The sequence below is a fragment of the Micromonospora fiedleri genome (assembly GCF_016774385.1).
GTDB lineage: Bacteria > Actinomycetota > Actinomycetes > Mycobacteriales > Micromonosporaceae > Micromonospora > Micromonospora gifhornensis.
In genome coordinates this window covers 107,621-131,611 of the sequence record NZ_JAETXL010000007.1, presented here as the reverse complement: position 1 = coordinate 131,611, position 23,991 = coordinate 107,621, and the positions used below count along the sequence as shown (strand labels likewise).

The window sequence follows — 23,991 nt, the reverse complement described above, 5'->3', positions numbered from 1 at the left end:
TCAGCGTCCGCCGGGGGTCAGCAGACCCCGGTCGTACGCGACGGCCACGGCGGCGGCCCGGTCGTTGACCCCGAGCTTGGCGTACAGGTGCAGCAGGTGGGTCTTGACGGTGGCCTCGCTGATGAACAGTTGCGCAGCGGCCTCCCGGTTCGTCGAGCCGCGCGCCACCAGGGTGAGCACCTCCAGTTCCCGCTGACTCAGCGGCTCCTCCGCCGGGGCACGCAGCCGGCCCATCAGCCGTCCCGCCACGGCGGGGGAGAGCACCGACTCACCCCGGGCGGCGGCGCGGACCGCCCGGACCAGTTCGTCGCGAGGCGCGTCCTTAAGCAGGTAGCCGGTGGCACCGGCCTCGATCGCGGGCAGCACGTCGGCGTCCGTGTCGTACGTGGTCAGCACCAGCACCTTCGCCGTACTGTCCGAGCGGGCCAGGCGACCGATCGCGGTCACCCCGTCCATGCCGGGCATCCGAAGGTCCATCAGCACCACGTCGGGACGGTGCCGGGCGGCCAACGCCAGCGCCTCGGCTCCGTCGGCCGCCTCGCCGACCACCTCGAACCCTGGATCACCGGTGAACATGCCGCGCAGCCCGTCCCGCACCACCGGATGGTCGTCGACGATCAGCAGGCGTACCGGATCGGTCACCCCACACCCCCAGGCAACGCCGGTACGGACGCCGAGATCGCGGTGCCGCCGCCCGGCTCGGACTCCACATCGAGGCGACCCCCGACCTCGGTAACCCGTTGCCGCATGGCGGTCAGCCCGTAGCCGCCGTCCGGTTTCGGTGCGGCAGCTTCGGCGTCGAAGCCGGTGCCGTCGTCCCGCACGTCAAGCGTCACCACATCCGACATGTAGGACAGGGTCAACCCCACCCGGGAGGCGGCGGCGTGCCGGGCCACGTTGGCCAACGCCTCCTGGGCGGCCCGCAGCAGGGTCACCTCGACCTCCGGATGCAGCGGCCGAGGGGTGCCGGTGGTGTTGACCTCGGCCCGTACCCCGTGCCGGGCCGACCAGCGTCCACCCAGCTCGGTCAGGGCGTCGGGCAGCCGGGCGGCCTCCAGCGGCTCCGGGCGGATGGCGCGCACCGAGCGGCGGGCCTCGGTGAGACTCTCCCGGGCCAGCGCCAGCGCATTGTCCACATGCCGCCGCCAGTCACCGGACCGGTCGCGGGTCTGCTCGGCCGCCTCCAACTGGGTGATGATGCCGGTGAGCCCCTGGGCCAGGGTGTCGTGGATCTCCCGGGCCATCCGCTGCCGTTCGTCAAGCACCCCGGCCTCCCGAGCCTGGGTGACGAGTTGGGCGTGCAGACCCTCGTTCTCCCGTACCGTCTCGGTGAGCTGTCGGTTCGCGGCGGCCAACTCCGCCACCAGCCGCTTGCGTTTGGCGTCCTCCCGTTCGGCGACGATGTTGAACCAGATCACCGCGCCGGCCACGAGCACGTTGAACAGCACCAGGACCAGCCAGAGCTGCGAGCCCGCCAGAGCGGCGGAGACGCCACCGCCCTGTGCGGTGGCGAGCAGTACGGCGGTGACGGCCACCCCGCCGATCCGCCATCGCCAGGACAGCACCGGAAAAGCGTGCACGTAGCCGATCCAGGCGAAGTAGCCGTACCACGGGCTGCCGACCACCAGCACCGCGGCGAAGGTGAGCAACCCCGCGTAGTAGATCGCCATCCGGGTACGACGACTCTGCCAGCCCGGATGCAGGGTGATGAACCAGGCGACCCAGGCCCCGGCCGCCACGACCACGGCCAGGGTGAGCTGTATCGGAAGGCCGCGCGGTGCCGTGGTGAGCAGGGCCAGCAGCGTGCCCACGGCCAGCCCGCCGTAGGGCAGCAACCGGTAGAGGGCCGCCTCCCGTGCCTTCCAGGTGGCCAACCGGTCGTCGCCCTCGCCGCTGCTGGTCATCGGCTCCCCGCTCACTGCCAGCGGAACAGTTTCGTCGCGAGAGCACCGGCGGCCACCGCGACCACCGCCATTATCGCCAGGTGCAGCGGATGCGGGGCGGTGCCGGTCCAGGCGTCCAGCAGGGCCTGCACACCGGGCGGGGTGTAGGCGCCGATCTCGGCCAGGAAGTCGGGCAGCAGGAACCTCGGCAGGTACACGCCACCGAAGAACATCACCGCCATGAACACCGGTACGGTCAGCGCCTGGGCCGACCTGGCGGAGGATGCGACCGCCGCCACCAGCAGTCCCAGCGCGAGCAGCGCCGCGGTGCCGAGGACCAGGGCTGCGGAGAATCCGAGCGGATGCTGCGGCAGCGGTACGCCGAACGCCAGCCGGGCCACCACGGCGAGCAGCACGGCGCTGGCCAGAATGCCGATCAGCGCCAGCACCAGTTGGGCGAGCAGCAGGGCCAGCGGGCTGGCCGGGGTGGTGGCCAGCCGGCGCAGGATGCCGCGCTCCCGGTAGGTGGCCAGCACGGTGGGCAGGACGTTCACGCCGACCATCGCCAGCGTGACCACCAGCAGGGACGGGGTGAAGTAGGAGATGAAGGACTGCCCGCCGAGGTCCGCAGTGGGCTGTCGGAGGGTGGGGATGAGCCCGAGGACCACCAGGATCAGGGTGGGCAGTGCGATGGTGAGCACCATCGTCGAGGTGTCCCGCAGGTAGAGCCGGGCCTCGGTCTTGAGGATCTGGCCGAAGGCGTGCATGGGTTCCCCTCAGTCGGTGAGTCGGTGCCCGGTCAGCTCGACGAACGCGTCGTCCAACGTGGCCTGCTCCAGCCGCAGGTCGGCGGCGATGATCTGGTTACGGGCGAGGACGGAGGTGACCGCGTGCAGCACGTCACCGGTGCCGGTCACCACCACCTGGGCGCCGCTGCGGGTCACCGAGGTCACCTGCGGCAACCCGGTGAGCAGGTGATCGTCGAGCGGGGTGGACGGGCGGAACCGGATCCGTTGCTCGGGTACCACGGCCGAGACCAGCCCGGCCGGGCTGTCCAACGCCACCACCCGCCCCTTGTCGATCACGGCGAGCCGGTCGCAGAGCCGCTCGGCCTCCTCCATGAAGTGGGTGACCAGCAGGATGGTCACGCCGCGATCCCGGACCCGCTCGATGAGGTTCCAGGTGTCGCGGCGGGCCTGCGGATCCAGCCCGGTGGTCAACTCGTCCAGGATGGCGATCCTCGGGTTGCCGACCAGTGCCAGCGCGATGGAGAGCCGTTGCTTCTGGCCGCCGGAAAGCTTGTCGTACGGGGTGTTGCGCTTCTCGCCGAGCCCCAACTCGTCGATGAGCTGAGCCGGGTTCGCCGGATCGCGGTAGAACGAGGCGTACAGCTCCAGCGCCTCGGCGACCCGGAGCCGATCCGGCAACCGGCTCTCCTGTAGCTGCACCCCCACCAGTTGGCGCAGCCGGGTGGCGTCCCGGCGAGGGTCCAGCCCGAGGACGGACACCTCGCCCCCGTCGGGGACGCGCAACCCGGCGACACACTCCACGGTGGTGGTCTTGCCCGCACCGTTCGGGCCGAGGACGCCGAAGATCTCGCCCGCCGCGACGTCGAACGACACGTCCTGCACCGCCACCGTCTCGCCGTACCGCTTGTGCAGGTGGGACACCTCGATCACCGGCATCGCATCGCCCTTCGCTCGGTTACCCGTACAGCGTCGCGGCGGCGGGCCGGTGCAGGGATCGACCAGCTGTAGATGATCTCCATCGGCTCCGGTTGACCCGAACGATCCGTCAATCGGTTGATGTGCCGACCGGTGACTAGGCTCAGCGGCGTGAACGTTTCCGAGATGTCCGGCACCGCCACGAGCACCGCGCGGCGGTTCGCCGACGGTGCCGGGTTCCTGCTGCGTGGCATCGGTCTCTACGTACGCAATCCCGGTCTGATGCTGCTCGGCGTGGTGCCGGCGCTGATCTCCGGCGTGCTGTTCCTGGCCGCGTACGCCATCCTGGTCGTCTTCGTCGGTGACCTGGCCACGGCGGTGACCCCCTTCGCCGACGACTGGTCGACGGCGACCCGCAGAGTGGTCCGGGTGATCGCCGGCCTGGCCATCCTCGGCCTCGGTGGCCTGCTCGCCGTGCTCACCTTCACCGCCGTCACCCTGGTCATCGGCGACCCGTTCTACGAGAAGATCTCCGAGCGGGTGGAGCAGCGGTACGACGGCGCGCCCGACGCGGTCGAGGTGCCGTTCTGGGCGTCCCTGCGACGCAGCGCCGTCGACTCGATCCGGCTGGTCGCCCTGGCGGCACTGTTCGGCATCCCACTGTTCGCCGCCGGCTTCATTCCGCTGCTCGGCCAGACGGTGGTACCGGTGATCGGTGCCGCCGTCGGCGGTTGGCTGCTGGCCGTGGAACTGGTCGGCGCGCCCTTCTACCGCCGCGGCAAAGGGCTGCGGGAGCGCCGGGCAGCGCTCAAGGTCGACCGTCCCACCGCGCTCGGCTTCGGGATGGCGGTCTTCGTCTGCTTCCTGATCCCGCTCGGGGCGGTACTGCTCATGCCGGCCGCGATCGCCGGTGCCACCCTGCTCGCCCGCCGCACCCTCGGCCAACCCGTCACGGAGGACTGACCCGTGGACATCACCCTGGTCGAGGGGGACATCACCGCCGAACAGGTGGACGTGGTGGTCAACGCCGCCAACTCGTCACTGCTCGGCGGCGGTGGCGTGGACGGCGCCATCCACCGCCGAGGCGGCCCGGCGATCCTCGCCGAATGCCGCGCGCTGCGCGCCTCCCGCTACGGCCGGGGCCTGCCGACCGGCCAGGCCGTCGCGACCACCGCCGGTGACCTGCCGGCCCGCTGGGTGGTGCACACCGTCGGCCCGGTCTGGTCGGCCACCGAGGACCGCTCACCGCTGCTGCGCGACTGCTACGCCAACAGCCTCGCCGTCGCCGACGACCTGGGCGCGGTCACCATCGCCTTCCCGCTCATCTCCGCCGGCGTCTACCGCTGGCCGGTCGACGACGCGGTCCGCCAGGCGCTGTCGGTGCTGCGCGCGGCCACCCCGACGAACCTCACCGAGGCCCGACTGGTCCTCTTCGGCCCCGACACCCACGCCACCGCCAAGCAGATCCACGCAACCCTCTGACCGCTTTTCGAGGCCCGCGCCGGGTGGCCTGGCCTGACCGTTCCTGCCCTCGTGGCCGGTTGGCCACTCTGCCCGCTCGCTGGCTGGCACCGCGTGCGACTGGGTGCATTTGTTGTTGCCAGGGCGACAAGAAGTGCACCCAGAGCGAGCGGCATTGGTGATCATCCGGGCCAGCCGGCTGCGGTGAGGGCGGCGCGAAGTTGCGCCGCGACCTCGTCGGGGCGGTGCCGGATGTCGAAGGCGGTGAACCGCAGGATGCGGTCGCCCTCGATCCAGATCCGGTTCTGTCGACGCAGATCGGCGGCCCAGTGTCGGGCGTCCATGTGATGCCCGCCGTCGACCTCGACGTGCAGCCGCCACTGGGGCCAGTACGCGTCCAGGTAGCGCAGCCGCCCGTCGGTGTCCCGGCGTTGCTGCTGCGCCTGTGGTGCCGGCAGCCCGTACCGGCGACACAGCCGGACCAGGTCGATCTCGGACAGCGCCTCCGCGCCACCGGCGATGTCGTTGATCGTCTCGCGGATGAGCCTGCGCCGCCCGACCCGAGGCAGCCGATCCAGGACCGCTGCCAACTCCGTCGGCGTCGCCCGCCGTTGTTGGCAGCCGGCAGCGAGGATCTGCTGCGCCTCCTCGTCGGTACGCACCCATTGCGCCGCGTCCACCAGGGCCCGCGCCATCGCGGTGCGGTCGGGTCGGCCCCGCTGCCGATCCTCGTCCGCAAGGTGCCGAACCCGTCGTACCCGTACCGCAGGTAGGCCGAGTGGGAGGCGACGCAACAGGTCGGCCTGCCGGCGGTGGTGGGGGACCAGCACGTCGACGGTCTGGTAGCGCCACCTACCTCGCAGCCCACCGGCCGTCGCCGCCGCGAGCCCGGCGAGCACCGCGCCCGGCCGGGCGGCCAGCACCGCCGCCCACCACTGCTGCTCCCGCCGGTACGGCTCACTGGGCGGTGCGGCGCGCAGGATGCCACGGCACACCCGGCCCCAGCGGCCGGTCGCCAGCAGGTGCCGCACCTTCGCCGGGGTCAGTTCGGCGGTCGCCTGCGCCCAGCTCACCATCCCCGACTGCTCGAACAGCAACCACGCCATCGCATCCGCATCATCGCCCGGCATCCGCATCGATCGATTGCAGCGCAATGTGGGTGCGTTTGTTGTCCCTGGGACGACAACAAACGCACCCAGAAGTCAGGCGGGGACGGCGGCGATCGCTTCGACCTCGACGAGTTGGCCGGAATAGCCGAGCACGGTCACTCCGAGCAGGGTGCTGGGGGCGTCGTGGTCGCCGAAGGCCGCCCGTACCACCTCCCAGACCGTGACCAGGTCCTCCTGGCGGGTGGAGGCCACGTACACCGTGCTCTTGACGACGTCGGACAGGGTGGCACCGGCGGCGGCCAGGGCGGTCTCCAGGTTGGCCATTACCTGCCGGGCCTGGGCCGCGTGGTCGCCGGGGGCGACGGTGCGGCCCTCGGCGTCGAGCGGGCAGGCGCCCGCGGTGAAGACCAGGCGGGTGCCGGGTTCCACGGTGGCCAGATAGGCGTACGGGGCGACATCGGTGAGCGCGGGCACGGGCAGCAGGTGAACCGGGCGGGACATGCGCGGCAGGTTAGCCGCCCCGGAGACCGGATGCGAGGCGATAACGCTCAGGCGGAGTCGCGGAGGATGAGTTCGGTGGGGAGGATGAGGGCGGGTTCGACCTCCTCGCCGGCCGCGAGGCGCAGCAGGAGTCGAGTGCCCTGTCGGCCGAGTTCCACGATCGGCTGCCGTACGGTGGTCAGCGGCGGCTCGGTGTACGCGGCGGTCTCGATGTCGTCGAAACCGATCACGGCGACGTCCTCCGGCACCCGCCGTCCCGCCTCGCGCAAGGTGCGCAGGGCGGCGTGCGCCATCAGGTCGGAGGCGGCGAAGACGGCGTCCAGGTCGGGGTGGGCGGTGAGCAGTTCCCGCATCGCCGCCGCACCGGACTCCCGGGTGAAGTCGCCGACCGCCACCATCTCCGGCAGCCCGGCGGCGGCCACCGTGTCCCGGTAGCCGGCCAGCCGTTCGATGCCGGCGACCATGTCCTGCGGGCCGGCGATGGTGGCGATGCGTCGTCGACCGGTGTCGATCAGGTGCCGTACCGCCTTGGTCACCCCGGCGACCTGGTCGACGTCGACGTACGGCACGTTCGCGCCGTCGAGGGGTCGGCCGCTGCACACCACCGGGATGCCCAGCGCGGCGAGCTTGGCGGGCAGCGGGTCGGCACCGTGCAGCGAGGCGAACAGCACCCCGTCGACGTGCCGCCCGGTGGTGTACCGCTCGACCCGTTCGTGCCCGGCCGGCGAGCCGGCCAGCATCAGCACCAGCTGCTTGTCGGCGGCCTCCAACTCCTGCGCGGCGCCCCGGATGATGCCGGGGAAGACCTGGTCGTCGGAGAAGACGCGGGTCGCCTCCTCGGGCATCACCAGGGCGATCGAGTCGGTTCGCTGGGTGACGAGGGACCGGGCGGCGAGGTTCGGCACGTACCCCAACTCGGCCACCGCCTGGCGGACCGCTTCCCGGATCGGCTCGGCGACCGTGGTGGAGCCGTTCACCACTCGGGAGACGGTGGCCCGGGACACCCCGGCCCGCCGTGCCACCGCTTCCAGAGTGGGCCGTTGCGCGCCCGTCATCGGAGAAACCACCGCCTTGTCACAGCCCGTTCCGGGAGATCACCTCCTGGTACCACCGGGCGCTGGACTTCGGTGTACGCCGCTGGGTGAGGTAGTCGACGTGCACGATGCCGAACCGCTTGCGGTACCCCTCGGCCCACTCGAAGTTGTCCAGCAATGACCATACGAGATAGCCGCGCAGGTCGACGCCCCGGGCGATGGCCTCGTGCGCGGCACGCAGGTGCCCGTCGAGGTACGCGATCCGGTCGTCGTCGCGGACCGGGCTGGTCCCGTCCGAGCTGCTCTTGTCCGGAAACGCCGCGCCGTTCTCGGTGACCATCAGCGGCACCGGCGGGTAGTCGGTGGCGATGCGTTCCAGCAGTCGGGTCAGCCCGGCCGGTTCGATCATCCAGCCCATGTCGGTCAGCGGGCCGACCGGCGGCAGGAACTCCACAGCTGCGGCGGTGCCCGGGTACGCGCCGCCGCCACCCGCGCCGTCCGGTCGCCCGGCGACGTAGGTCGGCGCGTAGTAGTTGATCCCGAGCAGGTCGATCGGCGCCGCGATGATCTTCTCGTCGCCGTCGATGACGAACACCGGCTCGACGATCCGGGCCACGTGCTCACGGACGTCGTCGGGGTAGCCGCCGACCAGCAGCGGATCCAGGAAGATCCGGTTGTGCAGGCCGTCGACCAGGCGTACCGCGTCGGCGTCGGCGGCGCTGTCCGCGTCGGCGGGGCGTACGTCGGCCGGGTTGAGGGTGATGCCGACGCGCTCGGCACCGCCCGCGCGCAGCGCCTGCGTGGCCAGGCCGTGCGCCAGCAGCAGATGGTGTACGGCGCTGAAGGCGGCACCCGGGTCCTGCACCCCGGGTGCGTGCACACCGTTGCCGTAGCCGAGGTACGCCGAGCACCAGGGCTCGTTGAGCGTGGTCCAGGTGTCGATGCGGTCACCGAGCCGGGCGTACACGGCGGCGGCGTAGGTGGCGAAGTGCTCGGCGGTCTCCCGCGCCGTCCAACCACCCCGGTCCTGCAACGTCTGCGGCAGGTCCCAGTGGTAGAGGGTGACGATCGGGTCGATGCCCCGACCCAGCAGCGCGTCGGTCAACCGGTCGTAGAAGTCCAGGCCGCGCGGGTTGACCGGGCCGCTGCCGTCGGGCTGGATCCGGGGCCAGGAAACCGAGAAACGGTACGCCTGAAGGCCCAGCTCGGCCATCATCGCCACGTCGTCGGCGTACCGGTGGTAGTGGTCGCAGGCGACGTCGCCGGTGTGCCCGGCGTACACCTTCTCCGGTGTGCGGCTGAAGGTGTCCCAGATCGACTCCCCGCGCCCGTCGTCGCGGGCCGCCCCCTCGATCTGATAGGCGGCCGTCGCCGCCCCCCACAGGAAATTCTCCGGGAACCGGATTCCACTCACGATTTGACCGCACCTTCCATGATTCCGCCGATGATCTGGCGTCCGAACAGTACGAACACCAGCAGCAGCGGCAGCGTGGCGATTGCCGTACCGGTGAACACCTGGGACATGTCCTGGTAGTAGCCGTCGGACAGGGCCCGCAGGGACAACTGCACGGTGGGGTTCTCCGGATCGTTGAGCACCGCGTACGGCCACAGGAAATCGTTCCAGGTGGTCATGAACGTGAGCAGCCCGAGCACCGCGATGGCCGGCCGCAACGCGGGCAGCACCACGTTCCAGTAGATCCGTGCGGTGCCGCAGCCGTCCACCCGCGCCGCCTCGATCAGCTCGGTGCTGATCGCCTGTCCGGCGTACTGCCGCATCATGAACACACCGAAGCCGGTGACCAGGGCGGGCAGGATCACCGCGGGCAGCCGGTCGTTGAGGTTCAGCCTCGTCATCAGCATGTACAGCGGGATGATGCCGAGTTGGGTGGGCACCATCATCGTCGCGATGATGATCATCAGTAGCGCGTTGCTGCCCCGGAAGCGCAGCTTGGCGAAGGCGAACCCGGCCAGCGAGGAGAAGAACACCACCGAGACGGTGACCGTGATCGCCACGATCGCCGAGTTGATCAGACCGGTCAGGAAGTACGCGTCGGTGTTGGCGAACAGCCGGGAGATGTTCGCGCCCAGGTTGCCGCCCGGCGTGACCGGCGGCGGCAGTTGCCCCATCGCGTCGCTGGAACGGCTGGCCACCACGAACATCCAGTAGATCGGGAAGACCGACAGGACCCCGGCGGCGACCAACGCGAAGTACGTGAGCGGACTGGCCCGCCACAGCCGGCTCATCGGAAGCCTCCCTTTCGCTTGCCCTCCGGCGGTCGGGCGGAGGAACCGAGCCGGCGGATGATCAGTACGTTGATCGCGGCGACGATGGCGATCAGGGCGAACAGCAGCCAGGCCACCGCCGAGCCGTAGCCGAAGTTGTAGTACGGCGCGAAGGCGTTCTCGAACATGTACATGGTCATCGTCTGCGACTCGCGCAGCGGCCCACCCCGGATCGCGTTGGTGCCGGAGTGGAACAGCCGGGGCTCGGTGAACAGTTGCAGCCCGCCGATGGTGGAGATGATGACGCAGAAGATGATCGTCGGCTTGAGCAGCGGCACGGTGACCGACCAGAACTGCCGGGCCCGGTTCGCGCCGTCGATCGCCGCCGCCTCGTACAGGTCGCGGGGGATGGCCTGCATCGCGGCCAGGAAGATCAGGGCGTTGTAGCCGGTCCACCGCCAGTCGACCATGGTGGAGATGGCCACCCAGGAGGCGAACCGGTTGGACTTCCACTCGATCCCGTCGATGCCGACCAGGTCGAGCAGCCAGTTGATCATGCCGAACTCGCGACCGAACAGCACCCCGAAGACGATCGCCACTGCGGCGGTGGAGGTCACGTTGGGCACCAGCACCGCCATCCGCCAGCCGGTACGCATCCGCAGTTGCCGGTTGAGCAGGTTGGCCAGCCAGAGCGCCAGCAGCAGCTGCGGCACCGTACTGAGGACGAAGATGCCGAGGGTGTTGACCACCGAGTGCCAGAAGTCGCCGTCGGCCAGCAGTCGGGTGTAGTTGTCCGCGCCGATGAAGGTGGGATTGCTGCCCAGCAGGTCCCAGTCGTGCAAGGAAACCCAGAAGGTGTACGCCAGCGGCCAGGCCCCGAAGATCGCGAAGATCACGAAGAACGGGGCGATGTAGAGGTAGGGCGAGTACTTCGCGTCGATCCGGCTGAGCCGGCCGGCCCGCGACAGCCGGGACCGGCCCGGTGTCGGCGCGGTCGGCGGTCGCGCGTCGAGTTGCAACGCCATGACCCGTTGACTCCTTTCCACGCCCCCGCCCCGCGCCGATCCAGGGCCGGTGGCCACGCACGCCCGGCGAGCGTGGCGGGCCTGGATCGGCGCCGGGGGTGGAGGCCGTCGGGCCGGTTACTTGGCGGCGGCCTTCTTGGCGTTGTTGACGGCGTCCTGCCAGCCCTGCTCGGGCGTACGCTGTCCCAGCTCGACGGTGCGGACGGCGTTCTCCACCTCGGTGCGTACCGCCTGGTTCTTCGGGCCCATGTAGACCGGCTTCAGCGTCTTGGCGCCCTCGGCGAAGATCGTTCCGATCGGCGCACCGGAGAAGTACGCGTTCTTGGCGTCGGCGATCGCCGGGTCGTCAAGCGCCTGCGGCGAGGACGGTAGCGGGCCCTTGGCCTTGAAGGCGCCGATCTGACCCTGCGGGCTGGTCAGGAACTTGACCAGCTTGATGGCCTCTTCCTTGTTCTTGCTCTGTGCCGGCACGGCCAGGTGCGAGCCGCCCCAGTTGCCGCCGTCGCCGGGCACCCGGGCGATGTCCCACTTGCCGCTGGCCTCCGCGCCGGCGTTGCCCTCGATCACCCCGGTCATCCACGCCGGGCAGGCGATGGTGGCGAACTTGGCCTGCTTGAAGGCCGAGACCCACTCCTCCGACCAGGAGCCGTACTTGCCGGACAGGCCGGCACCGATGATCTTCATGGTGGTGTCCCAGGCCTGCTTGACCGCCGGGTTGCTGTCCACCACCAGGTTGTTGCTGGTGTCGTAGTAGTGGTAGCCCTGCGCCTTGCCGGCGGTCTGCAACACGATGGTGTTGAAGGTGTTGGTCGCCGCGTCCAGGAACGACGCTCCGGTGTTGGCCGCCTTGAAGCGCTCGCCGACCGCGATGTAGTCCTCCCAGGTCGGCCAGAGCTTGGAGACCTCGTCGCGCTCGGTGGGCAGCCCCGCCTTGGCGAACAGGTCCGTGCGGTAGCACATCGCCATGCCACCCACGTCGGTGCCGAGCCCGATCAGCTTCTGCCCGTCGGCGGTCAGCCCCTGGTTCCACTTCCACTCCAGGAAGTTGCCCTTGAGCTCGGCGGCACCGTGGTCGAGCAGGTTGACGAAGTTGTCCGGGTTGGCCTTGTACTCGACCATCAGGCCTTCTTCGATGGCGACGATGTCACCGGCGCCCTTGCCCGCGGCGAGCCACTGGGTCAGCTTCGGCGAGTACTCGTCGAGGTTGCCGCCGGTGCCCCGCTCGACGATCTTCACGTTGGGGTTGGCGTCCATGTACTCCTGGTAGAGCTGCTCGTAGCCGAGCTGTCCGAAGACGTCGACGGTGAGCGTTATCTTGCCGTCGCCCGCGGCGTCCTCGTCGCCGGCGCAGCCGCTGGTGGCGAGTAACGCACCAACGGTCGCCAAGGCGACCGCCGCAAGGCGATGACGGGGAAAAGTGGCCATGGTCTGGTGACCCCTCTCAGGTGGGTGAGTGGTGGTGGATGAGTCTGAGAGCGCTCTCACGTAGCCTGCGTGCCCCGCCGGGACGTGTCAAGAGAGCGCTCTCTCAGCGAGGGTCACAGATCGGCCACGGCGCCGCGATCGGTCCCCCGCCCCGCGAGTGAGCCGGCCAACCGATGCGAGGTCGCAGTTACAGCGGAATGGCGGTTACCAGGGCCCCTGGTAACCGCCATTCCGCCGTAACGGTGGATCAACCGGCCGGTCCGGCCGGTCGTGCTGTCGTCAGCCGGTGCGTACCCCGTCGAGGAGGGTGGGGTCGCCGGCCACGGTCAGGGTGTCGAAGCTGACTCGGCCCCAGAGCGCGAGCAGCAGGTCGCTGGCCGTGGCGCTGACGTGCACCCGGGCGTGGTGCTCGTCGTGGTCGAGGATGGTGCCGGTGTCCAGCAGCGCCACTCCCTCACCGCGCAGCCGCAGGTACCACTCCTGCGCCGCGTCGGTCGCGCTGAGTCGGACCACCCCGCGCCACTGACCGCTCGCCGCCCGGCGGCCGGCCGGCAGCCAGGTGTCGAGCACCTCGCTCACCCCGTCGGCCGCGAGCTTGGCCTCGATCGGTTCGCCGGCGGCGATGGCGAGTTGGGCGTCCCAGCGGTGCAGGGCCGTCTCGTGCGCCATCCGGCGGGGCCAGAAGCCCGCCTTCTTCGGCTGCGGGGCCCAGTTCCAGGCCGGGGCCTCCGGATCCAGGGTGTCGAAGAGGACCATCAGGTCGTCGTACGCCTGCTGCCACTGCTGTACGGCGGTGAGCCCCGGCACGAGTTCGGGGCGCTGCGACCGGGGGTTCGCCGGCGCGGTGGTCTGGCCCGACCCGGCGACGTCGCGTACCCACTGATAGATGCCGGTGAGGTGCAGGGCGAGGTCGGTCACCGTCCAGCCGGGGCAGGACAGCACGGGTGTCTCGGGCGGGGCGTCGGCGACCGCGGCGGCGAACGCCGGGCCCTCCGCGCGGAGTGCACCGATCCAGAAGTCCTTGCTGCCGTGCATTCTGCTCATCGCCATCCTCCCGGGGGTGACCGGGCCACCAATGGGTGCCACGGCTACCTCTCAGCCTAGGGTGAAAGATGTGCCTGACGTCTACGCCCAGCCGACAGCCGCCGCCCAACCCGTCATTTCCGGCGAACTGTCGCAATACACCACATTGCGCCTAGGCGGACCCGCCCGGCGGATCGTCACCGCAACCACCGCCGAGGAGATTGTCGCTCACGTACGCCAGGCGGGTGAACATGTGCTTCTGCTCGCCGGGGGCAGCAACGTGGTGATCGGCGACGCCGGGTTCCCGGGCACGGTGATCCTGGTCCGCTCCCGGGGTCTGCGGGTGCTGACCGAGGACGAGCAGACCGTCACCATCCGCGTCGAGGCCGGCGAGCCGTGGGACGACCTGGTCGCCGCCACGGTGCGCAACGGCTGGTCCGGCCTGGAATGCCTGTCCGGCATCCCCGGTTCCACCGGCGCCACCCCGATCCAGAACGTCGGCGCGTACGGCCAGGAGGTCGCCGAGACCATCGTCGGCGTGCAGGTGTACGACCGTACCGCCGGGACGATCAGCCAACTGGACGCCGCCGACTGCGGCTTCGCCTACCGGGCCAGCATCTTCAAGTACAGCGAGCGTTGGGTGGTGCTCGGGGTCGACTTCCGGCTGGCCCGCTCGCCGCTGTCCGGCCCGGTCCGGTACGCGGAACTGGCCCGCGCCCTCGGCGTCGAGGTCGGTGACCGGGTGCCGCTGGCACACGCCCGCGCCACCGTGCTGGAACTTCGCGCGGGCAAGGGCATGGTGCTGGACGCCGCCGACCCCGACACCCGTTCGGTCGGTTCCTTCTTCACCAACCCCGTCCTCGATGCCGCCGAGTACGAGGTGCTGCGGCAACGTGCCGCCGACATCGGTGAGCCGCCCGCCTGGCCGGGCGCGGGCGACCTGGTCAAGGTCAGCGCCGCCTGGCTGATCGACAAGGCCGGCTTCGGCAAGGGCTACGCCGGCCCCGAGGGCGTCGCCATCTCCAGCAAGCACACCCTCGCCCTCACCAACCAGACCGGCACCGCCACCACCGAGGCCCTCCTCACCCTGGCCCGCGAGATCCGCGACGGCGTCCACGCCCGCTTCGCCGTAACCCTCCACCCCGAACCCGTCCTCATAACCTGCACCCTCTAACCCCCACCCACCGCGCACCCCGGGGTTCCGCCCACCCCCCTCGGGGTTCCGCGCACACTGCGCTTCTCCGCGCCCGCGGCTCTCCGCGTTGATCAAGAGGTTTGCGTCTGGGTGAGCGCTCTCCGCCGACACAAACCTCTTGATCAACGCGCAGGTCGGCGCGCAGCTTGGGCGGGGGAGGTCGAGTCGGGGGGTGGCGCGGGGGGCAGCGGGGTCAGGGGGACGGGGAGGGCCAGGGGAGGGTCAGTTCGCCTTGGCGCCAACGGCGGGGACGGTTCAGGATGGGCCAGCCCTGGGCGCGTACGGCGGCCACGGTGTGCAGCCAACGCTGGCGGGGGCCGTACGGGGCGTAGCCGGCGGCGGCGTGCCAGGCGTCGTCCAGGGCGCGGATCAGGTCGTGGATGGGTTCTCCGGGGACGTTGCGGTGGATCAACGCCTTGGGTAGCCGTTCGGCCAACTCGGCCGGGGTGTGCAGGGTGGACAGGCGGGCGGCCAGGGTCAGCGTGCGCGGGCCGGTGGCGTCGAGCAGGATCCAGCCGGCGAGGCGGCCCAGTTCGTCGCAGGTGCCCTCGACGAACAGTCCGCCGGGTGCCAGTCGGCTGGTGACGGTGGCCCAGGCGGCGGCCACCTCGCTCTCGTCGTACTGGCGTAGCACGTTGAACGCGCGCACCAGGGCCGGGCGCAGACCGGCGAGTTCGAATCCGCCCCGGGCGAAGGTGAGGCCGGGCGGGTCGGCGGCGGGTTGGGCGTCGGCGACGCGGATCGGGTCGATCTCCAGGCCGACCACCCGTACGTCGGGGCGTACCCCTGCGGCCAGTCGGGCGCGCAGTTCCACCGCCGTCACCGGGCTCGCGCCGTACCCGAGATCCACCACGAGTGGGTCCGGCGCGGCGCGTAACGCGTCGCCGCAGGTGTCGACGATCCAGTTGTCCACCCGTCGGAGCCGGTTGGGATTGGTGGTGCCGCGGGTGATGGTTCCGAGCGGCCGGGGTGTACGCGCCGCCATGGCAGCGTTCCTCAGGCTCCGCCTGGTGACCGGTCACCGGCACCCGTGCCGCTCACCCGGTGCACCTTGTGCTGGGCGGCCTGCGCCAGCGGGCGTACGACGAGACGGTCCACGTTGACGTGTGGTGGCCGGGTGGCGCACCAGGCGATGCAGTCGGCGACGTCCTCGGCGACCAGTGGTTCGGCGACCCCGGCGTACACGGCGTCGGCCCGTGCGGCGTCGCCGCCGAAGCGGACGAGTGAGAACTCGTCGGTCTTCACCATGCCCGGATCGATCTCGATGACCCGGACCGGTCGGCCGCACAACTCCAGCCGCAACGTGCCGGCGATCGCGGTCTGGGCGTGCTTGGCGGCGGTGTAGCCGCCACCGCCCTCGTACACGGTGAAGCCGGCGGTCGACGAGACGATGACGATGGTCCCGGCGCCGGAGGACTCCAGTGTGGGCAGCAGCGCCTGGGTCACCCGCAGGGTGCCCAGCACGTTGACGTCGTACATCCACTGCCAGTCGCCGACCGAGCCGGTCTCCACCGGTTCCAGGCCGCGTGCCCCGCCGGCGTTGTTGACCAGCAGGGTGACCGGCCCGGGGGCCTGCTGCGCGGCCCGGGCGAGCGCCGCGACCGACTCGTCGGAGGTGACGTCGCAGGCCACCGCGGTGGCGGCGCCGCCGCTGGCGGTGATCTCCGCGACCAGTTCGGCCAGTCGATCGGTACGCCGGGCGGCGGCCAGTACGTGGAAGCCCTCGCCGGCCAGTCGGCGGGCGGTGGCGGCACCGATTCCGCTGGATGCCCCGGTGACGACGGCGACACGACTCATCCGGCCATTCTCGCCCCTGTCGCGCCGAGGGTCGGAGCTTCCCCAGTGATGAGGTCGGTCACGCCCGCAGCCCTGGGCGACGTATTACCAGCCGCCGATCGGGAAGATGACATCTGGCGCGGAGGTTGACGCAGAGGCACGTCGGTCGTGCAGTAGGGCATCAACCCTGGCATAGGGAGCAAAAGTGGCGGAATTGCACACCGGCGTCGGTCGTCAGCGAGGTGCTTTGCCGTGGCCGAGACCCCGGCGGATCGCGACGCTCTCGGTGCACACCTCGCCCCTGCACCAGCCCGGCACCGGGGACGCGGGCGGCATGAACGTCTACATCCTGGAGGTCGCCCGGCGGCTGGCCGAGGCCGACGTCGAGGTGGAGATCTTCACCCGGGCCACCTCGGGTGACCTGCCGCCGGTGGTGGAGGTCGCCCCGGGGGTGCACGTCCGGCACGTGATGGCCGGCCCGTTGGAAGGGCTGACCAAGGAGGAACTGCCCGGCCAGCTCTGCGCCTTCACCGCCGGCGTACTGCGTGCCGAGGCGGCCCGCCCGCCGGGCCACTACGACCTCATCCACTCCCACTACTGGCTCTCCGGGCAGGTCGGCTGGCTGGCCAAGGACCGCTGGGGGGTGCCGCTGGTGCACACCGCGCACACCCTGGCCAAGGTGAAGAACGCGCAGCTCGCCGCCGGGGACCGGCCCGAACCGAAAGCCCGGGTGATCGGCGAGGAGCAGGTCGTCGCCGAGGCCGACCGGCTGGTGGCGAACACCCGGGTCGAGGCGCAGGACCTGATCGACAGGTACACCGCCGACCCGGCCCGGGTCGCGGTGGTCGAGCCCGGGGTGGACCTGGACCGCTTCCGCCCACCGGTCGGTGACCGGGACGCCGCGACCAGTGCCGCGCGGGCCCGGCTGGGCCTGCCCACCACCGGTTACCTGGTGGCCTTCGTCGGTCGGATCCAACCGTTGAAAGCCCCGGACGTGCTGATCCGCGCGATCGCCGCGTTGCGCGAGCGGGATCCGGCGCTGGCCCAGGACGTTTCCGTGGTGATCTGCGGTGGCCCCAGCGGCAGCGGACTCGACCGCCCCACCGCCCTGATCGAGCTGGCCGCGTCGCTCGGCGTCGCCGACCGGATCCACTTCCTGCCGCCGCGTACCGGTGCCGAGCTGCCCCTGCTGTACCAGGCGGCCGACCTGGTCGCGGTGCCGTCGTACAACGAATCCTTCGGCCTGGTCGCCCTGGAGGCCCAGGCCTGCGGTACGCCGGTGGTGGCCGCCGCCGTCGGCGGCCTGGTGACCGCGGTACGCGACCAGGTCAGCGGCATGCTGGTGCGCGGACACGACCCGGTCGACTGGGCGAACACCCTGGCCCGCCTGCTGCCCGACCGGTCCCGTCGGGCGGAGCTGTCGCTCGGCGCCGCCCGGCACGCCCGCAACTTCTCCTGGCACCGTACGGCCGAGGGTCTGCTCGCCGTGTACGGCGAAGCGATCACCGCCCACCGCGCCCATCTCACCTCCGCCCTCGCCGCCTCCTGCTGACCCGGCCGTAGAGTTGAGCCGATGAGTGACCTGGGTGCTCTGATCGAATCGGTCTGCGCCGAGCGGGAACTGCCCTGCGAGCCGACCGGTCCCGGCGCGTACGCGGTGACCCTGCCCGGCACGCACAAGCTCAAGACGATCTGCAACCTGATCGTGGGCGAGCACGCGCTGCGGATCGAGGCGTTCGTGATGCGCCAGCCGGACGAGCGCCGCGAGGAGCTCTGGGCCTGGCTGTTGCAGCGCAACGCGCGGATGTACGCCGTCTCCTTCTCCATCGACGCGGTCGGCGACATCTACCTCACCGGCCGGGTCAACCCCGCCGGAGTGGACGCCGACGAGCTGGACCGCATCCTCGGCGCGGTGCTCAGCTACGCCGACGAGTCCTTCGACACGATGCTGGAGATCGGCTTCGGCAGCTCGATCCGGCGGGAATGGGAGTGGCGGGTCAAGCGGGGCGAATCCACCGCGAACCTCGCGGCCTTCGCGCATCTCTTCGAGCCGTCGGGGCAGACCCCTGCCGACACCCCGGCAGCCGACGCTGGCGCGGCTCCGCAGGGTGGCGCAGCTCCGGAGAGTGGCGCGGCGCCGGAAGGTGGCGCAGCTCCGGAGGGCTGCGCGGCGCCGGAAGGTGGCGCGGACCGGCCTTGATCGGGGGTCGCCGCAGGGGAGTTGGCAAACGCGTTCACCGTGACGTGGTTTAGCTCGCCGCTACGGGGTAAGCCGCACCGCGCGGTGCGGCTTTGGGACCCGCCGCGCGCCGAGACTTCAGTGTCGAGGAGCGTGAGCGTCCATGGCTCAGCGAAACAGCGCGGGTCGCGGCGGGACCGCGACCAGGACCAAGCGGCAGGCCAGCAACCAGACCCCGAACACGCCACGGATCTCCGAGTCGGAGATCTCCCGGATGCGGGTGGACGACATCCGTGGCCAACTCCGTCGGTACGGGGTCTCCGGCATCTCCGCCCTACGCAAGCCGGAACTGGTGAAGAGGCTCGCCAGTACGCTGCGTTCGGGTGGGGCGGCGCGCGGCAGCAGCGGACCGGCCGGCCGTGCCAGCAGCACGAAGACCACCGCGACGAAGCAGTCGGCGTCGGCTCGTACCGCCACGGGACGGGCGAAGGCCGCACCCGCCAAGCGGACCGGCCCGGCGCGGACGGCGTCGACGGGCACCGCCCGTACCGCCGGCACGGCCCGCACGGCGAGCACCGCCCGTAAGGCCAGTACCGCCCGTAAGACGACGACGGCGGCGCGCAAGGCCAGCACGGCCCGCAAGACGACAGCGACCGCGCGGACCACCGCCGCCGGGGCCAGGAAGGCGGCCCCTCGCAAGACGGCGTCGGCCGCGAAGACCGCGCCGGCCGGCAAGACCACCGCCGCCCGCAAGACCGCGCCAGCCCGCACGGCGACGTCGACGGCGCGGACGACAGCGGCCGGGGCCAGGAAGGCGGCTCCCCGCAAGACCGCAGCGGGCAGCACCGCCAAGACGGGTACGACGACGCGCGCGGCCACCCGGCAGGCACCCGCCCGTGGCACGGCGAAGACGGCACCCGCCTCCCGTGGCGCGGCGAAGACTGCACCAGCTCGTGGCGCGGCGAAGACGGTATCCGCCTCCCGTGGTGCGGCGAAGACGGGCGCAGCGGGTGGCGGGGTGCGGACCGGGAGATCGACGGCCCGTTCGACGCGGTCGTCGCAGATGATCTCGTCGTTGCAGGACCGGCCGGAGCGCCCAGGGCGGAGCCTGGTCACCACCAACCACGACGTGATCCAGCGGTGGGCCCGGGAGCGTGGCGCGAAGCCGGCGACGATCAGCGGGACCGAGCGGGACGGCCGGGCCGGTGTGCTGACCTTCAACATCCCGGGTTACCGGGAGAGCAGCCGGATCCGCGAGATCACCTGGGACGAGTGGTTCCACACCTTCGACCTGCGCCGGCTGAACCTGATTTACCAGGAACAGCTGCGGGACGGTCGGCAGAGCAACTTCTTCCGTACCGAGTCACCCGATCGGGAGGACGCGTGAGGGTTTGCGGGAATCGCCGTCGGGTATGCGCTGTTAGCCGTGAACGAAGCCCCATCAAGCAGCCCAACGGGACACGGGCGCGCTGTGACGGGCGAGACAGCCAACCAGGTTGAATCCGTCCCATGGGGCGAACTAGCGTTATTGCACCGCGCCACGCTTGGAACCGTTCGGGGGAGCGGCGGATCGATCAGATCTGTGCACCAAGCGAGGTGTCGGGGGACGGGTGGATCCACCGTTGGGGGACGGTGCCCGCCTGTTTGGACCGGCGGCGCGAGCGGGCGTCGCTTACGGGGGTGAGTGCCGCCCGCCGCCGCCGGTCGTAGCGATGAACCGATGTGCCCGGTGCCCACGTGCCGGGCACATCGTCTTATCCGGCGCGACCCATCGCCGTTACGCCGAAATGGTGGTTACCGGGGTATCCGGTATCCGGTAACCACCATTTCGCCGAAACCGTGTTGATCATCCGGCAGGGCGGCCCGAGCGGGCTGGGGTCTTCAGTTGGGCGCTGGGTGGAGGGTGGGTCCGAGTGGCCTCGTCCGCGGCCGGGGTCGCGGAGGTGCGGCGCAGGGCGGCGACCCGCCGCTCGCGGGGTGGCCCGGCGAGCAGATGGCCACCGGCGGCCAGCAGGCCCAACGCGCCCATGATCAGCCAGTGGCCGTCGCCCCACGATTGCAGGCTGAATCCGCCGAGCGTGGGCGCAATGAATGACGCCGCCGGGAAGGCCAGGTAGAACACCGACTGGTAGCGCGCCCGCAGGGCCGGTGGGGCCAAGTCCGCGTTGATCTGCGCGTTGGGGGGCGCGGCCAGCATCGAGCCGACCGTCCAGACCACGCAGGCCCCGAGGTAGAGGACGAGGTCGTCGGCGACGGCCAGGGCGCCGAAGCCGACCGCGAGCAGCGCGGTGGAGACGGCGAGTACGGTCCCCCTGCGCCGCCGGTCGATGAGTCGGGGTACGAAGAGTTGCCCCAGCACGATCAGCACCCCGCCCAGGGCCACCACCGTCCCGTACGCCGACGGGCCGAGCCCGTCCGCGCGCATCGCCAGCGGCATGATCGTCGACGCCTGCATGGTCAGCACGGCCAGCACGAAGGTCAGCCCGACGAAGACCATGAAGTGCCGATCGGTCAGCGCGGTGTGCAGCCCGGGCCGGCGGCCGGCGGGAGACGGTTTCGGCTGCCCGTACGCCCGCAGGGTGGGTAGGGTCTCCGGCACCTTCCACGCGATCAGCACCGCGGTGGCCAGGGTGGCGCCGGCGTCCACCAGGAAGAGCGCGACGTAGCTCGCCTCGGCCAACAGGCCGGCCAGCAGCGAGGCCACCGCCATGCCCAGGTTGAACGCCCAGAACTGGAGGTTGAACGCGCGGGACCGGCGTTCTTCGGGCACCACGTCGACGATCGCCGCGACGAAGGCCGGGCTCGGCATCGAGTGGGTGACGCCGACCAGCAGGGCGAGCGTCGCGATCACGCCGAGGTGCTGACTCAGCGCCAGCGCGACCATCAGCGCGGCGGTGACCAGGTGCGCCGCCACCAGGGTCGAGCGTCGTCCCCAGCGGTCGGCAAGCACGCCGCCGAGCAGCACCCCGGCCGCTCCGCCCGCGCCGTAGGCGCCGACCACCACCCCGGCCAGGGACTCGCTGGCACCCCGGGCTGCGGTCAGGTAGAGCGACAGGAAGAGCATCGCGAACGCGCCGGCCCGGTTGATCAGCAACCCGGCCCAGAGGTACCAGAAGGTGGCGGGCAGCCCGCCGGCGGTGTCGGCGAACCACCCGCGTACGGCTGTGGCCACCCGACGCTCGCGCACCCCGCCCTCCGGATCTGTTCGGTTACCTAACAGATCTTGCCTGACCGGAGTTCGGGCTTCTCTGCGGGCCTACCCGCCGGTGGTCGCGACCGGCTCGGCCGCCTTCGGCGCGGCCGGCTGGGGTGCGGTCGACTGGGGCGTGACCACGGGCGGGGCCCCGGCGGTGCGCAGCGCGAGGGCCCGCCGCTCCCGGGCGGGACCGGAGAGCAGATGGCCCACCGCCATCACCAGACCGATGACGGCACAGCCGAGCCAGAGCGCGGCGTTGCCGGCCTGTTCCCGGACCAGGCCGCCGAGGATCGGCGCGGCGGCGCCGGCCAACTGCCAGGACAGCGAGAAGACCCCCTGGTAGCTGCCGCGCAGTTCACTCGGGGAGAGTTCGGCGATGAGGGTGGCGTTGGACGGCGAGTTGAGCATCTCGCCGAGCGTCCAGATCAACACCGTCAACCCGTAGAACCAGGCCACGTCGGCGAACGCGGTCAGCCCGAAGCCGACGCCCACCACCACCGCCGCCAGCGCGAGGACGTGCGACCGGCTGCGCCCCCGGATCAGTCGGGGTACGAAGAGCTGGCCGATCACGATGAGGACGCCGTTGAGGGCGATCACCGAGCCGTACGTGGCGGGGCTCAGCCCGGAGTCGGCCATCGCGATCGGCAGCATCGAGATGTGCTGGAGGAAGACCAGCGCGCCGAGCAGGTTCAGCGCCACGAACCCCAGGTAGACCCGGTCGTTCAGGATCGTGCGGAGCGCGCCGACGGAAGCGGCGCCGACCCGCGTGCTGACCGTGATCGTCCGGGTCTCCTTCACCTTGACGAAGATGATCACGGCGGTGACCAGCGTGGTGCTCGCGTTGACCGCGAAGAGCAGGAGATAGCCGGCCTGGGCGGCGAAGCCGGCGAGCACCGCGGCGCAGGCGAAGCCGAGGTTGACCGCCCAGTAGTTGAGCGAGAAGGCGCGCAGCCGATCCCGTTCGGGCACCACGTCGATCATCATCGCGCCGAACGCGGGGCGGGCCGCCTCGGCGAACAGGCCGAGCAGCAGGGCGCCCAGCCCGACCGCCCACAGTTCGTGGGCGAAGCCCAGCGCGAGCATCATGACCGCGCCGCCCAGATGGGCGGTGAGCAGGGTCGGTCGCCGCCCCCACCGGTCGGTCAGGGTGCCGCCGACGGTGGTGCCGACCGCGCCGCCGGCACCCCAGAGGCCGAGCACGAGGCCGGCCTGGGTGGCGGAGAATCCGCGCTCCTGGGTCAGGTAGATGGCGAGGAAGACGAGGACGAACGAGCCGAGCCGATTGATCAGCGTGCCGGTCCAGAGGTACCAGAAGGTCCTGGGTAGACCGCCGGTGGTGTCCCGGAACCAGCCCCGTATCGCGTGCACTCCGGCGTCCCCGTCCGTAATGAGTGATGATCTAGCCGACCCTTACAACCTAGTGGCGCGCCGAGAGCAAGGTCATCCCGTTTTCCACGTGGTGGTCGTCACCACCCTTCCCGCGCGAGCGATCCCGGGTTACGGCAGGATGATCGGCATGACAGCTAGCGAGGGACCCACCGTCGGGACGCTGGTCCTGTTGCGGCACGGCGAGAGCGACTGGAACGCCAAGAACCTCTTCACCGGCTGGGTCGACGTGGACCTGACCGAGAAGGGTGAGAACGAGGCGCGCCGCGGCGGCGAGCTGCTGCGCGAACACAACCTGCTGCCGGACGTGGTGCACACCAGCGTGATGCGCCGCGCCATCCGTACCGCCGAGCTGGCGTTGAACGCCGCCGACCGGCACTGGATCGCGGTGCGTCGGTCGTGGCGGCTCAACGAGCGGCACTACGGCGCCCTGCAGGGCAAGAACAAGAAGCAGACCCTGGAGGAGTACGGCGAGGAGCAGTTCATGCTCTGGCGCCGCTCGTACGACACCCCGCCCCCTCCCATCGCCGACGATGACGAGTGGTCCCAGGTGGGCGACCCGCGGTACGCGCTGCTGCCGACCGAGCTGATGCCCCGTACGGAGTGCCTCAAGGACGTCGTCGAGCGGATGCTGCCGTACTGGTACGACTCGATCGTGCCGGACATCCTGGCCGGCCGGACGGTGCTGGTGGCGGCGCACGGCAACTCGCTGCGCGCCCTGGTCAAGCACCTGGACCAGATCAGCGACGAGGCGATCGCCAAGCTGAACATCCCGACCGGGATCCCGCTGCGCTACGACCTCGACCCGCTGCTGCGTCCGCAGACCCTGGGCGGCACCTACCTCGACCCGGAGGCGGCCAAGGCGGCCGCCGCCGCCGTCGCCAACCAGGGCCGCTGACCCGGCCGTCGTT

23 protein-coding genes and 1 pseudogene are annotated in these 23,991 nt (G+C 71.0%); 7 read left to right on the top strand and 17 right to left on the bottom strand.

Features of this window, described 5'->3' with window-relative positions; all coding sequences use genetic code 11:
- The 4 genes from JMF97_RS20395 to JMF97_RS20380 are packed head-to-tail and all read right to left on the bottom strand — an operon-like array spanning position 1 to position 3,568.
- Positions 1-642, bottom strand: a complete 642-nt coding sequence (locus JMF97_RS20395; protein WP_203222997.1) for a response regulator — start codon at positions 640-642, stop codon at positions 1-3.
- On the bottom strand, positions 639-1,904 hold the full coding sequence (locus JMF97_RS20390) for a sensor histidine kinase (protein WP_238359746.1): 1,266 nt from the start codon (positions 1,902-1,904) through the stop codon (positions 639-641). Before JMF97_RS20390 ends, JMF97_RS20395 begins: the two co-directional genes overlap by 4 nt.
- A gap of 11 nt (positions 1,905-1,915) precedes the next feature.
- Entirely contained in the window at positions 1,916-2,650 is a 735-nt protein-coding gene (locus JMF97_RS20385) for an ABC transporter permease (protein WP_203222995.1), read from the bottom strand.
- Between the two features lie 9 nt (positions 2,651-2,659).
- The gene (locus JMF97_RS20380) at positions 2,660-3,568 is read right to left on the bottom strand and encodes an ABC transporter ATP-binding protein (protein WP_203222994.1); all 909 of its coding nucleotides are present in this window, start codon (positions 3,566-3,568) and stop codon (positions 2,660-2,662) included.
- A 165-nt stretch (positions 3,569-3,733) separates the two neighbouring features.
- On the opposite strand from JMF97_RS20380, the gene JMF97_RS20375 reads away from it, so the two are divergent.
- Both JMF97_RS20375 and JMF97_RS20370 read left to right on the top strand, forming a co-directional pair.
- The gene (locus JMF97_RS20375; RefSeq protein ID WP_203223223.1) at positions 3,734-4,510 is read left to right on the top strand and encodes an EI24 domain-containing protein; all 777 of its coding nucleotides are present in this window, start codon (positions 3,734-3,736) and stop codon (positions 4,508-4,510) included.
- 3 nt (positions 4,511-4,513) lie between these two features.
- A complete protein-coding gene (locus tag JMF97_RS20370) occupies positions 4,514-5,029 on the top strand; it encodes an O-acetyl-ADP-ribose deacetylase (protein WP_203222993.1) in 516 nt (171 codons plus the stop codon).
- A gap of 161 nt (positions 5,030-5,190) precedes the next feature.
- On the opposite strand, the gene JMF97_RS20365 is transcribed toward JMF97_RS20370, so the two are convergent.
- The 8 genes from JMF97_RS20365 to JMF97_RS20330 all read right to left on the bottom strand — a co-directional run bounded on the left by JMF97_RS20365 (position 5,191) and on the right by JMF97_RS20330 (position 13,369).
- Positions 5,191-6,114, bottom strand: a complete 924-nt coding sequence (locus JMF97_RS20365) for an endonuclease domain-containing protein (RefSeq protein WP_238359745.1) — start codon at positions 6,112-6,114, stop codon at positions 5,191-5,193.
- Between the two features lie 96 nt (positions 6,115-6,210).
- Positions 6,211-6,618, bottom strand: a complete 408-nt coding sequence (locus JMF97_RS20360) for a RidA family protein (RefSeq protein ID WP_203222991.1) — start codon at positions 6,616-6,618, stop codon at positions 6,211-6,213.
- Positions 6,619-6,665: 47 nt separating this feature from the next.
- The gene (locus JMF97_RS20355; protein ID WP_203222990.1) at positions 6,666-7,673 is read right to left on the bottom strand and encodes a LacI family DNA-binding transcriptional regulator; all 1,008 of its coding nucleotides are present in this window, start codon (positions 7,671-7,673) and stop codon (positions 6,666-6,668) included.
- 19 nt (positions 7,674-7,692) lie between these two features.
- Positions 7,693-9,066 carry a GH1 family beta-glucosidase gene (locus JMF97_RS20350; protein ID WP_203222989.1) on the bottom strand — a complete coding sequence of 458 codons (1,374 nt, stop codon included), beginning with the start codon at positions 9,064-9,066 and terminating at the stop codon, positions 7,693-7,695.
- The gene (locus JMF97_RS20345) at positions 9,063-9,896 is read right to left on the bottom strand and encodes a carbohydrate ABC transporter permease (RefSeq protein WP_203222988.1); all 834 of its coding nucleotides are present in this window, start codon (positions 9,894-9,896) and stop codon (positions 9,063-9,065) included. The genes JMF97_RS20350 and JMF97_RS20345 overlap by 4 nt, the downstream gene beginning before the upstream one ends.
- Positions 9,893-10,900 (bottom strand): carbohydrate ABC transporter permease, encoded by a 1,008-nt coding sequence (locus JMF97_RS20340; protein ID WP_203222987.1) that lies wholly within the window; start codon positions 10,898-10,900, stop codon positions 9,893-9,895. Before JMF97_RS20340 ends, JMF97_RS20345 begins: the two co-directional genes overlap by 4 nt.
- Positions 10,901-11,017: 117 nt before the next feature.
- Positions 11,018-12,325 carry an ABC transporter substrate-binding protein gene (locus JMF97_RS20335; protein WP_203222986.1) on the bottom strand — a complete coding sequence of 436 codons (1,308 nt, stop codon included), beginning with the start codon at positions 12,323-12,325 and terminating at the stop codon, positions 11,018-11,020.
- Positions 12,326-12,604: 279 nt separating this feature from the next.
- Positions 12,605-13,369: a maleylpyruvate isomerase family mycothiol-dependent enzyme gene (locus JMF97_RS20330; protein WP_203222985.1), complete on the bottom strand. Its 765-nt coding sequence runs from the start codon at positions 13,367-13,369 to the stop codon at positions 12,605-12,607.
- Between the two features lie 31 nt (positions 13,370-13,400).
- On the opposite strand from JMF97_RS20330, the gene JMF97_RS20325 reads away from it, so the two are divergent.
- The gene (locus JMF97_RS20325; protein ID WP_273543896.1) at positions 13,401-14,522 is read left to right on the top strand and encodes a UDP-N-acetylmuramate dehydrogenase; all 1,122 of its coding nucleotides are present in this window, start codon (positions 13,401-13,403) and stop codon (positions 14,520-14,522) included.
- 214 nt (positions 14,523-14,736) lie between these two features.
- On the opposite strand, the gene JMF97_RS20320 is transcribed toward JMF97_RS20325, so the two are convergent.
- Together JMF97_RS20320 and JMF97_RS20315 are read right to left on the bottom strand one after the other, a co-directional pair.
- Positions 14,737-15,528 carry a class I SAM-dependent methyltransferase gene (locus tag JMF97_RS20320; RefSeq protein WP_203222983.1) on the bottom strand — a complete coding sequence of 264 codons (792 nt, stop codon included), beginning with the start codon at positions 15,526-15,528 and terminating at the stop codon, positions 14,737-14,739.
- A gap of 11 nt (positions 15,529-15,539) precedes the next feature.
- Positions 15,540-16,340 carry an SDR family NAD(P)-dependent oxidoreductase gene (locus tag JMF97_RS20315; RefSeq protein ID WP_203222982.1) on the bottom strand — a complete coding sequence of 267 codons (801 nt, stop codon included), beginning with the start codon at positions 16,338-16,340 and terminating at the stop codon, positions 15,540-15,542.
- Positions 16,341-16,524: 184 nt separating this feature from the next.
- On the opposite strand from JMF97_RS20315, the gene mshA reads away from it, so the two are divergent.
- On the top strand, positions 16,525-17,871 hold the full coding sequence (gene mshA, locus JMF97_RS20310) for a D-inositol-3-phosphate glycosyltransferase (protein WP_203222981.1): 1,347 nt from the start codon (positions 16,525-16,527) through the stop codon (positions 17,869-17,871).
- A 21-nt stretch (positions 17,872-17,892) separates the two neighbouring features.
- On the top strand, positions 17,893-18,519 hold the full coding sequence (locus JMF97_RS20305) for a type III secretion system chaperone family protein (RefSeq protein WP_203222980.1): 627 nt from the start codon (positions 17,893-17,895) through the stop codon (positions 18,517-18,519).
- A 147-nt stretch (positions 18,520-18,666) separates the two neighbouring features.
- Here JMF97_RS20305 and JMF97_RS32385 read toward each other — a convergent pair whose 3' ends face one another.
- The gene (locus JMF97_RS32385) at positions 18,667-19,614 is read right to left on the bottom strand and encodes a hypothetical protein (protein WP_238359744.1); all 948 of its coding nucleotides are present in this window, start codon (positions 19,612-19,614) and stop codon (positions 18,667-18,669) included.
- On the opposite strand from JMF97_RS32385, the pseudogene JMF97_RS32045 reads away from it, so the two are divergent.
- Positions 19,508-19,885 (top strand): annotated as a pseudogene (locus JMF97_RS32045) (hypothetical protein); the annotation flags it as partial. The gene JMF97_RS32385 and the pseudogene JMF97_RS32045 sit on opposite strands and share 107 nt — an antisense overlap.
- Positions 19,886-20,344: 459 nt before the next feature.
- On the opposite strand, the gene JMF97_RS20295 reads toward JMF97_RS32045, so the two are convergent.
- Both JMF97_RS20295 and JMF97_RS20290 read right to left on the bottom strand, forming a co-directional pair.
- Positions 20,345-21,685: an MFS transporter gene (locus tag JMF97_RS20295; RefSeq protein ID WP_307817018.1), complete on the bottom strand. Its 1,341-nt coding sequence runs from the start codon at positions 21,683-21,685 to the stop codon at positions 20,345-20,347.
- Positions 21,686-21,754: 69 nt separating this feature from the next.
- Complete coding sequence (locus tag JMF97_RS20290) at positions 21,755-23,062, bottom strand: MDR family MFS transporter (protein WP_203222978.1); 1,308 nt, start codon at positions 23,060-23,062, stop codon at positions 21,755-21,757.
- 148 nt (positions 23,063-23,210) lie between these two features.
- On the opposite strand from JMF97_RS20290, the gene JMF97_RS20285 reads away from it, so the two are divergent.
- Positions 23,211-23,978 (top strand): phosphoglyceromutase, encoded by a 768-nt coding sequence (locus JMF97_RS20285; protein ID WP_102658196.1) that lies wholly within the window; start codon positions 23,211-23,213, stop codon positions 23,976-23,978.
- Positions 23,979-23,991 lie beyond the last annotated feature (13 nt).

Bases quoted from the DNA above. Each gene is read 5' to 3' on its own strand.
- JMF97_RS20375 (WP_203223223.1), top strand. From the start codon at position 3,734: ATGTCCGGCACCGCCACGAGCACCGCGCGGCGGTTCGCCGACGGTGCC.
- JMF97_RS20320 (WP_203222983.1), bottom strand. From the start codon at position 15,528: ATGGCGGCGCGTACACCCCGGCCGCTCGGAACCATCACCCGCGGCACC.
- JMF97_RS20385 (WP_203222995.1), bottom strand. From the start codon at position 2,650: ATGCACGCCTTCGGCCAGATCCTCAAGACCGAGGCCCGGCTCTACCTG.
- JMF97_RS20390 (WP_238359746.1), bottom strand. From the start codon at position 1,904: ATGACCAGCAGCGGCGAGGGCGACGACCGGTTGGCCACCTGGAAGGCA.
- JMF97_RS20315 (WP_203222982.1), bottom strand. From the start codon at position 16,340: ATGAGTCGTGTCGCCGTCGTCACCGGGGCATCCAGCGGAATCGGTGCC.
- JMF97_RS20285 (WP_102658196.1), top strand. From the start codon at position 23,211: ATGACAGCTAGCGAGGGACCCACCGTCGGGACGCTGGTCCTGTTGCGG.
- JMF97_RS20345 (WP_203222988.1), bottom strand. From the start codon at position 9,896: ATGAGCCGGCTGTGGCGGGCCAGTCCGCTCACGTACTTCGCGTTGGTC.
- JMF97_RS20325 (WP_273543896.1), top strand. From the start codon at position 13,401: ATGGGTGCCACGGCTACCTCTCAGCCTAGGGTGAAAGATGTGCCTGAC.
- JMF97_RS20365 (WP_238359745.1), bottom strand. From the start codon at position 6,114: ATGGCGTGGTTGCTGTTCGAGCAGTCGGGGATGGTGAGCTGGGCGCAG.
- JMF97_RS20305 (WP_203222980.1), top strand. From the start codon at position 17,893: ATGAGTGACCTGGGTGCTCTGATCGAATCGGTCTGCGCCGAGCGGGAA.
- JMF97_RS20380 (WP_203222994.1), bottom strand. From the start codon at position 3,568: ATGCCGGTGATCGAGGTGTCCCACCTGCACAAGCGGTACGGCGAGACG.
- JMF97_RS20335 (WP_203222986.1), bottom strand. From the start codon at position 12,325: ATGGCCACTTTTCCCCGTCATCGCCTTGCGGCGGTCGCCTTGGCGACC.
- JMF97_RS20360 (WP_203222991.1), bottom strand. From the start codon at position 6,618: ATGTCCCGCCCGGTTCACCTGCTGCCCGTGCCCGCGCTCACCGATGTC.
- JMF97_RS20340 (WP_203222987.1), bottom strand. From the start codon at position 10,900: ATGGCGTTGCAACTCGACGCGCGACCGCCGACCGCGCCGACACCGGGC.
- JMF97_RS20330 (WP_203222985.1), bottom strand. From the start codon at position 13,369: ATGAGCAGAATGCACGGCAGCAAGGACTTCTGGATCGGTGCACTCCGC.
- JMF97_RS20355 (WP_203222990.1), bottom strand. From the start codon at position 7,673: ATGACGGGCGCGCAACGGCCCACTCTGGAAGCGGTGGCACGGCGGGCC.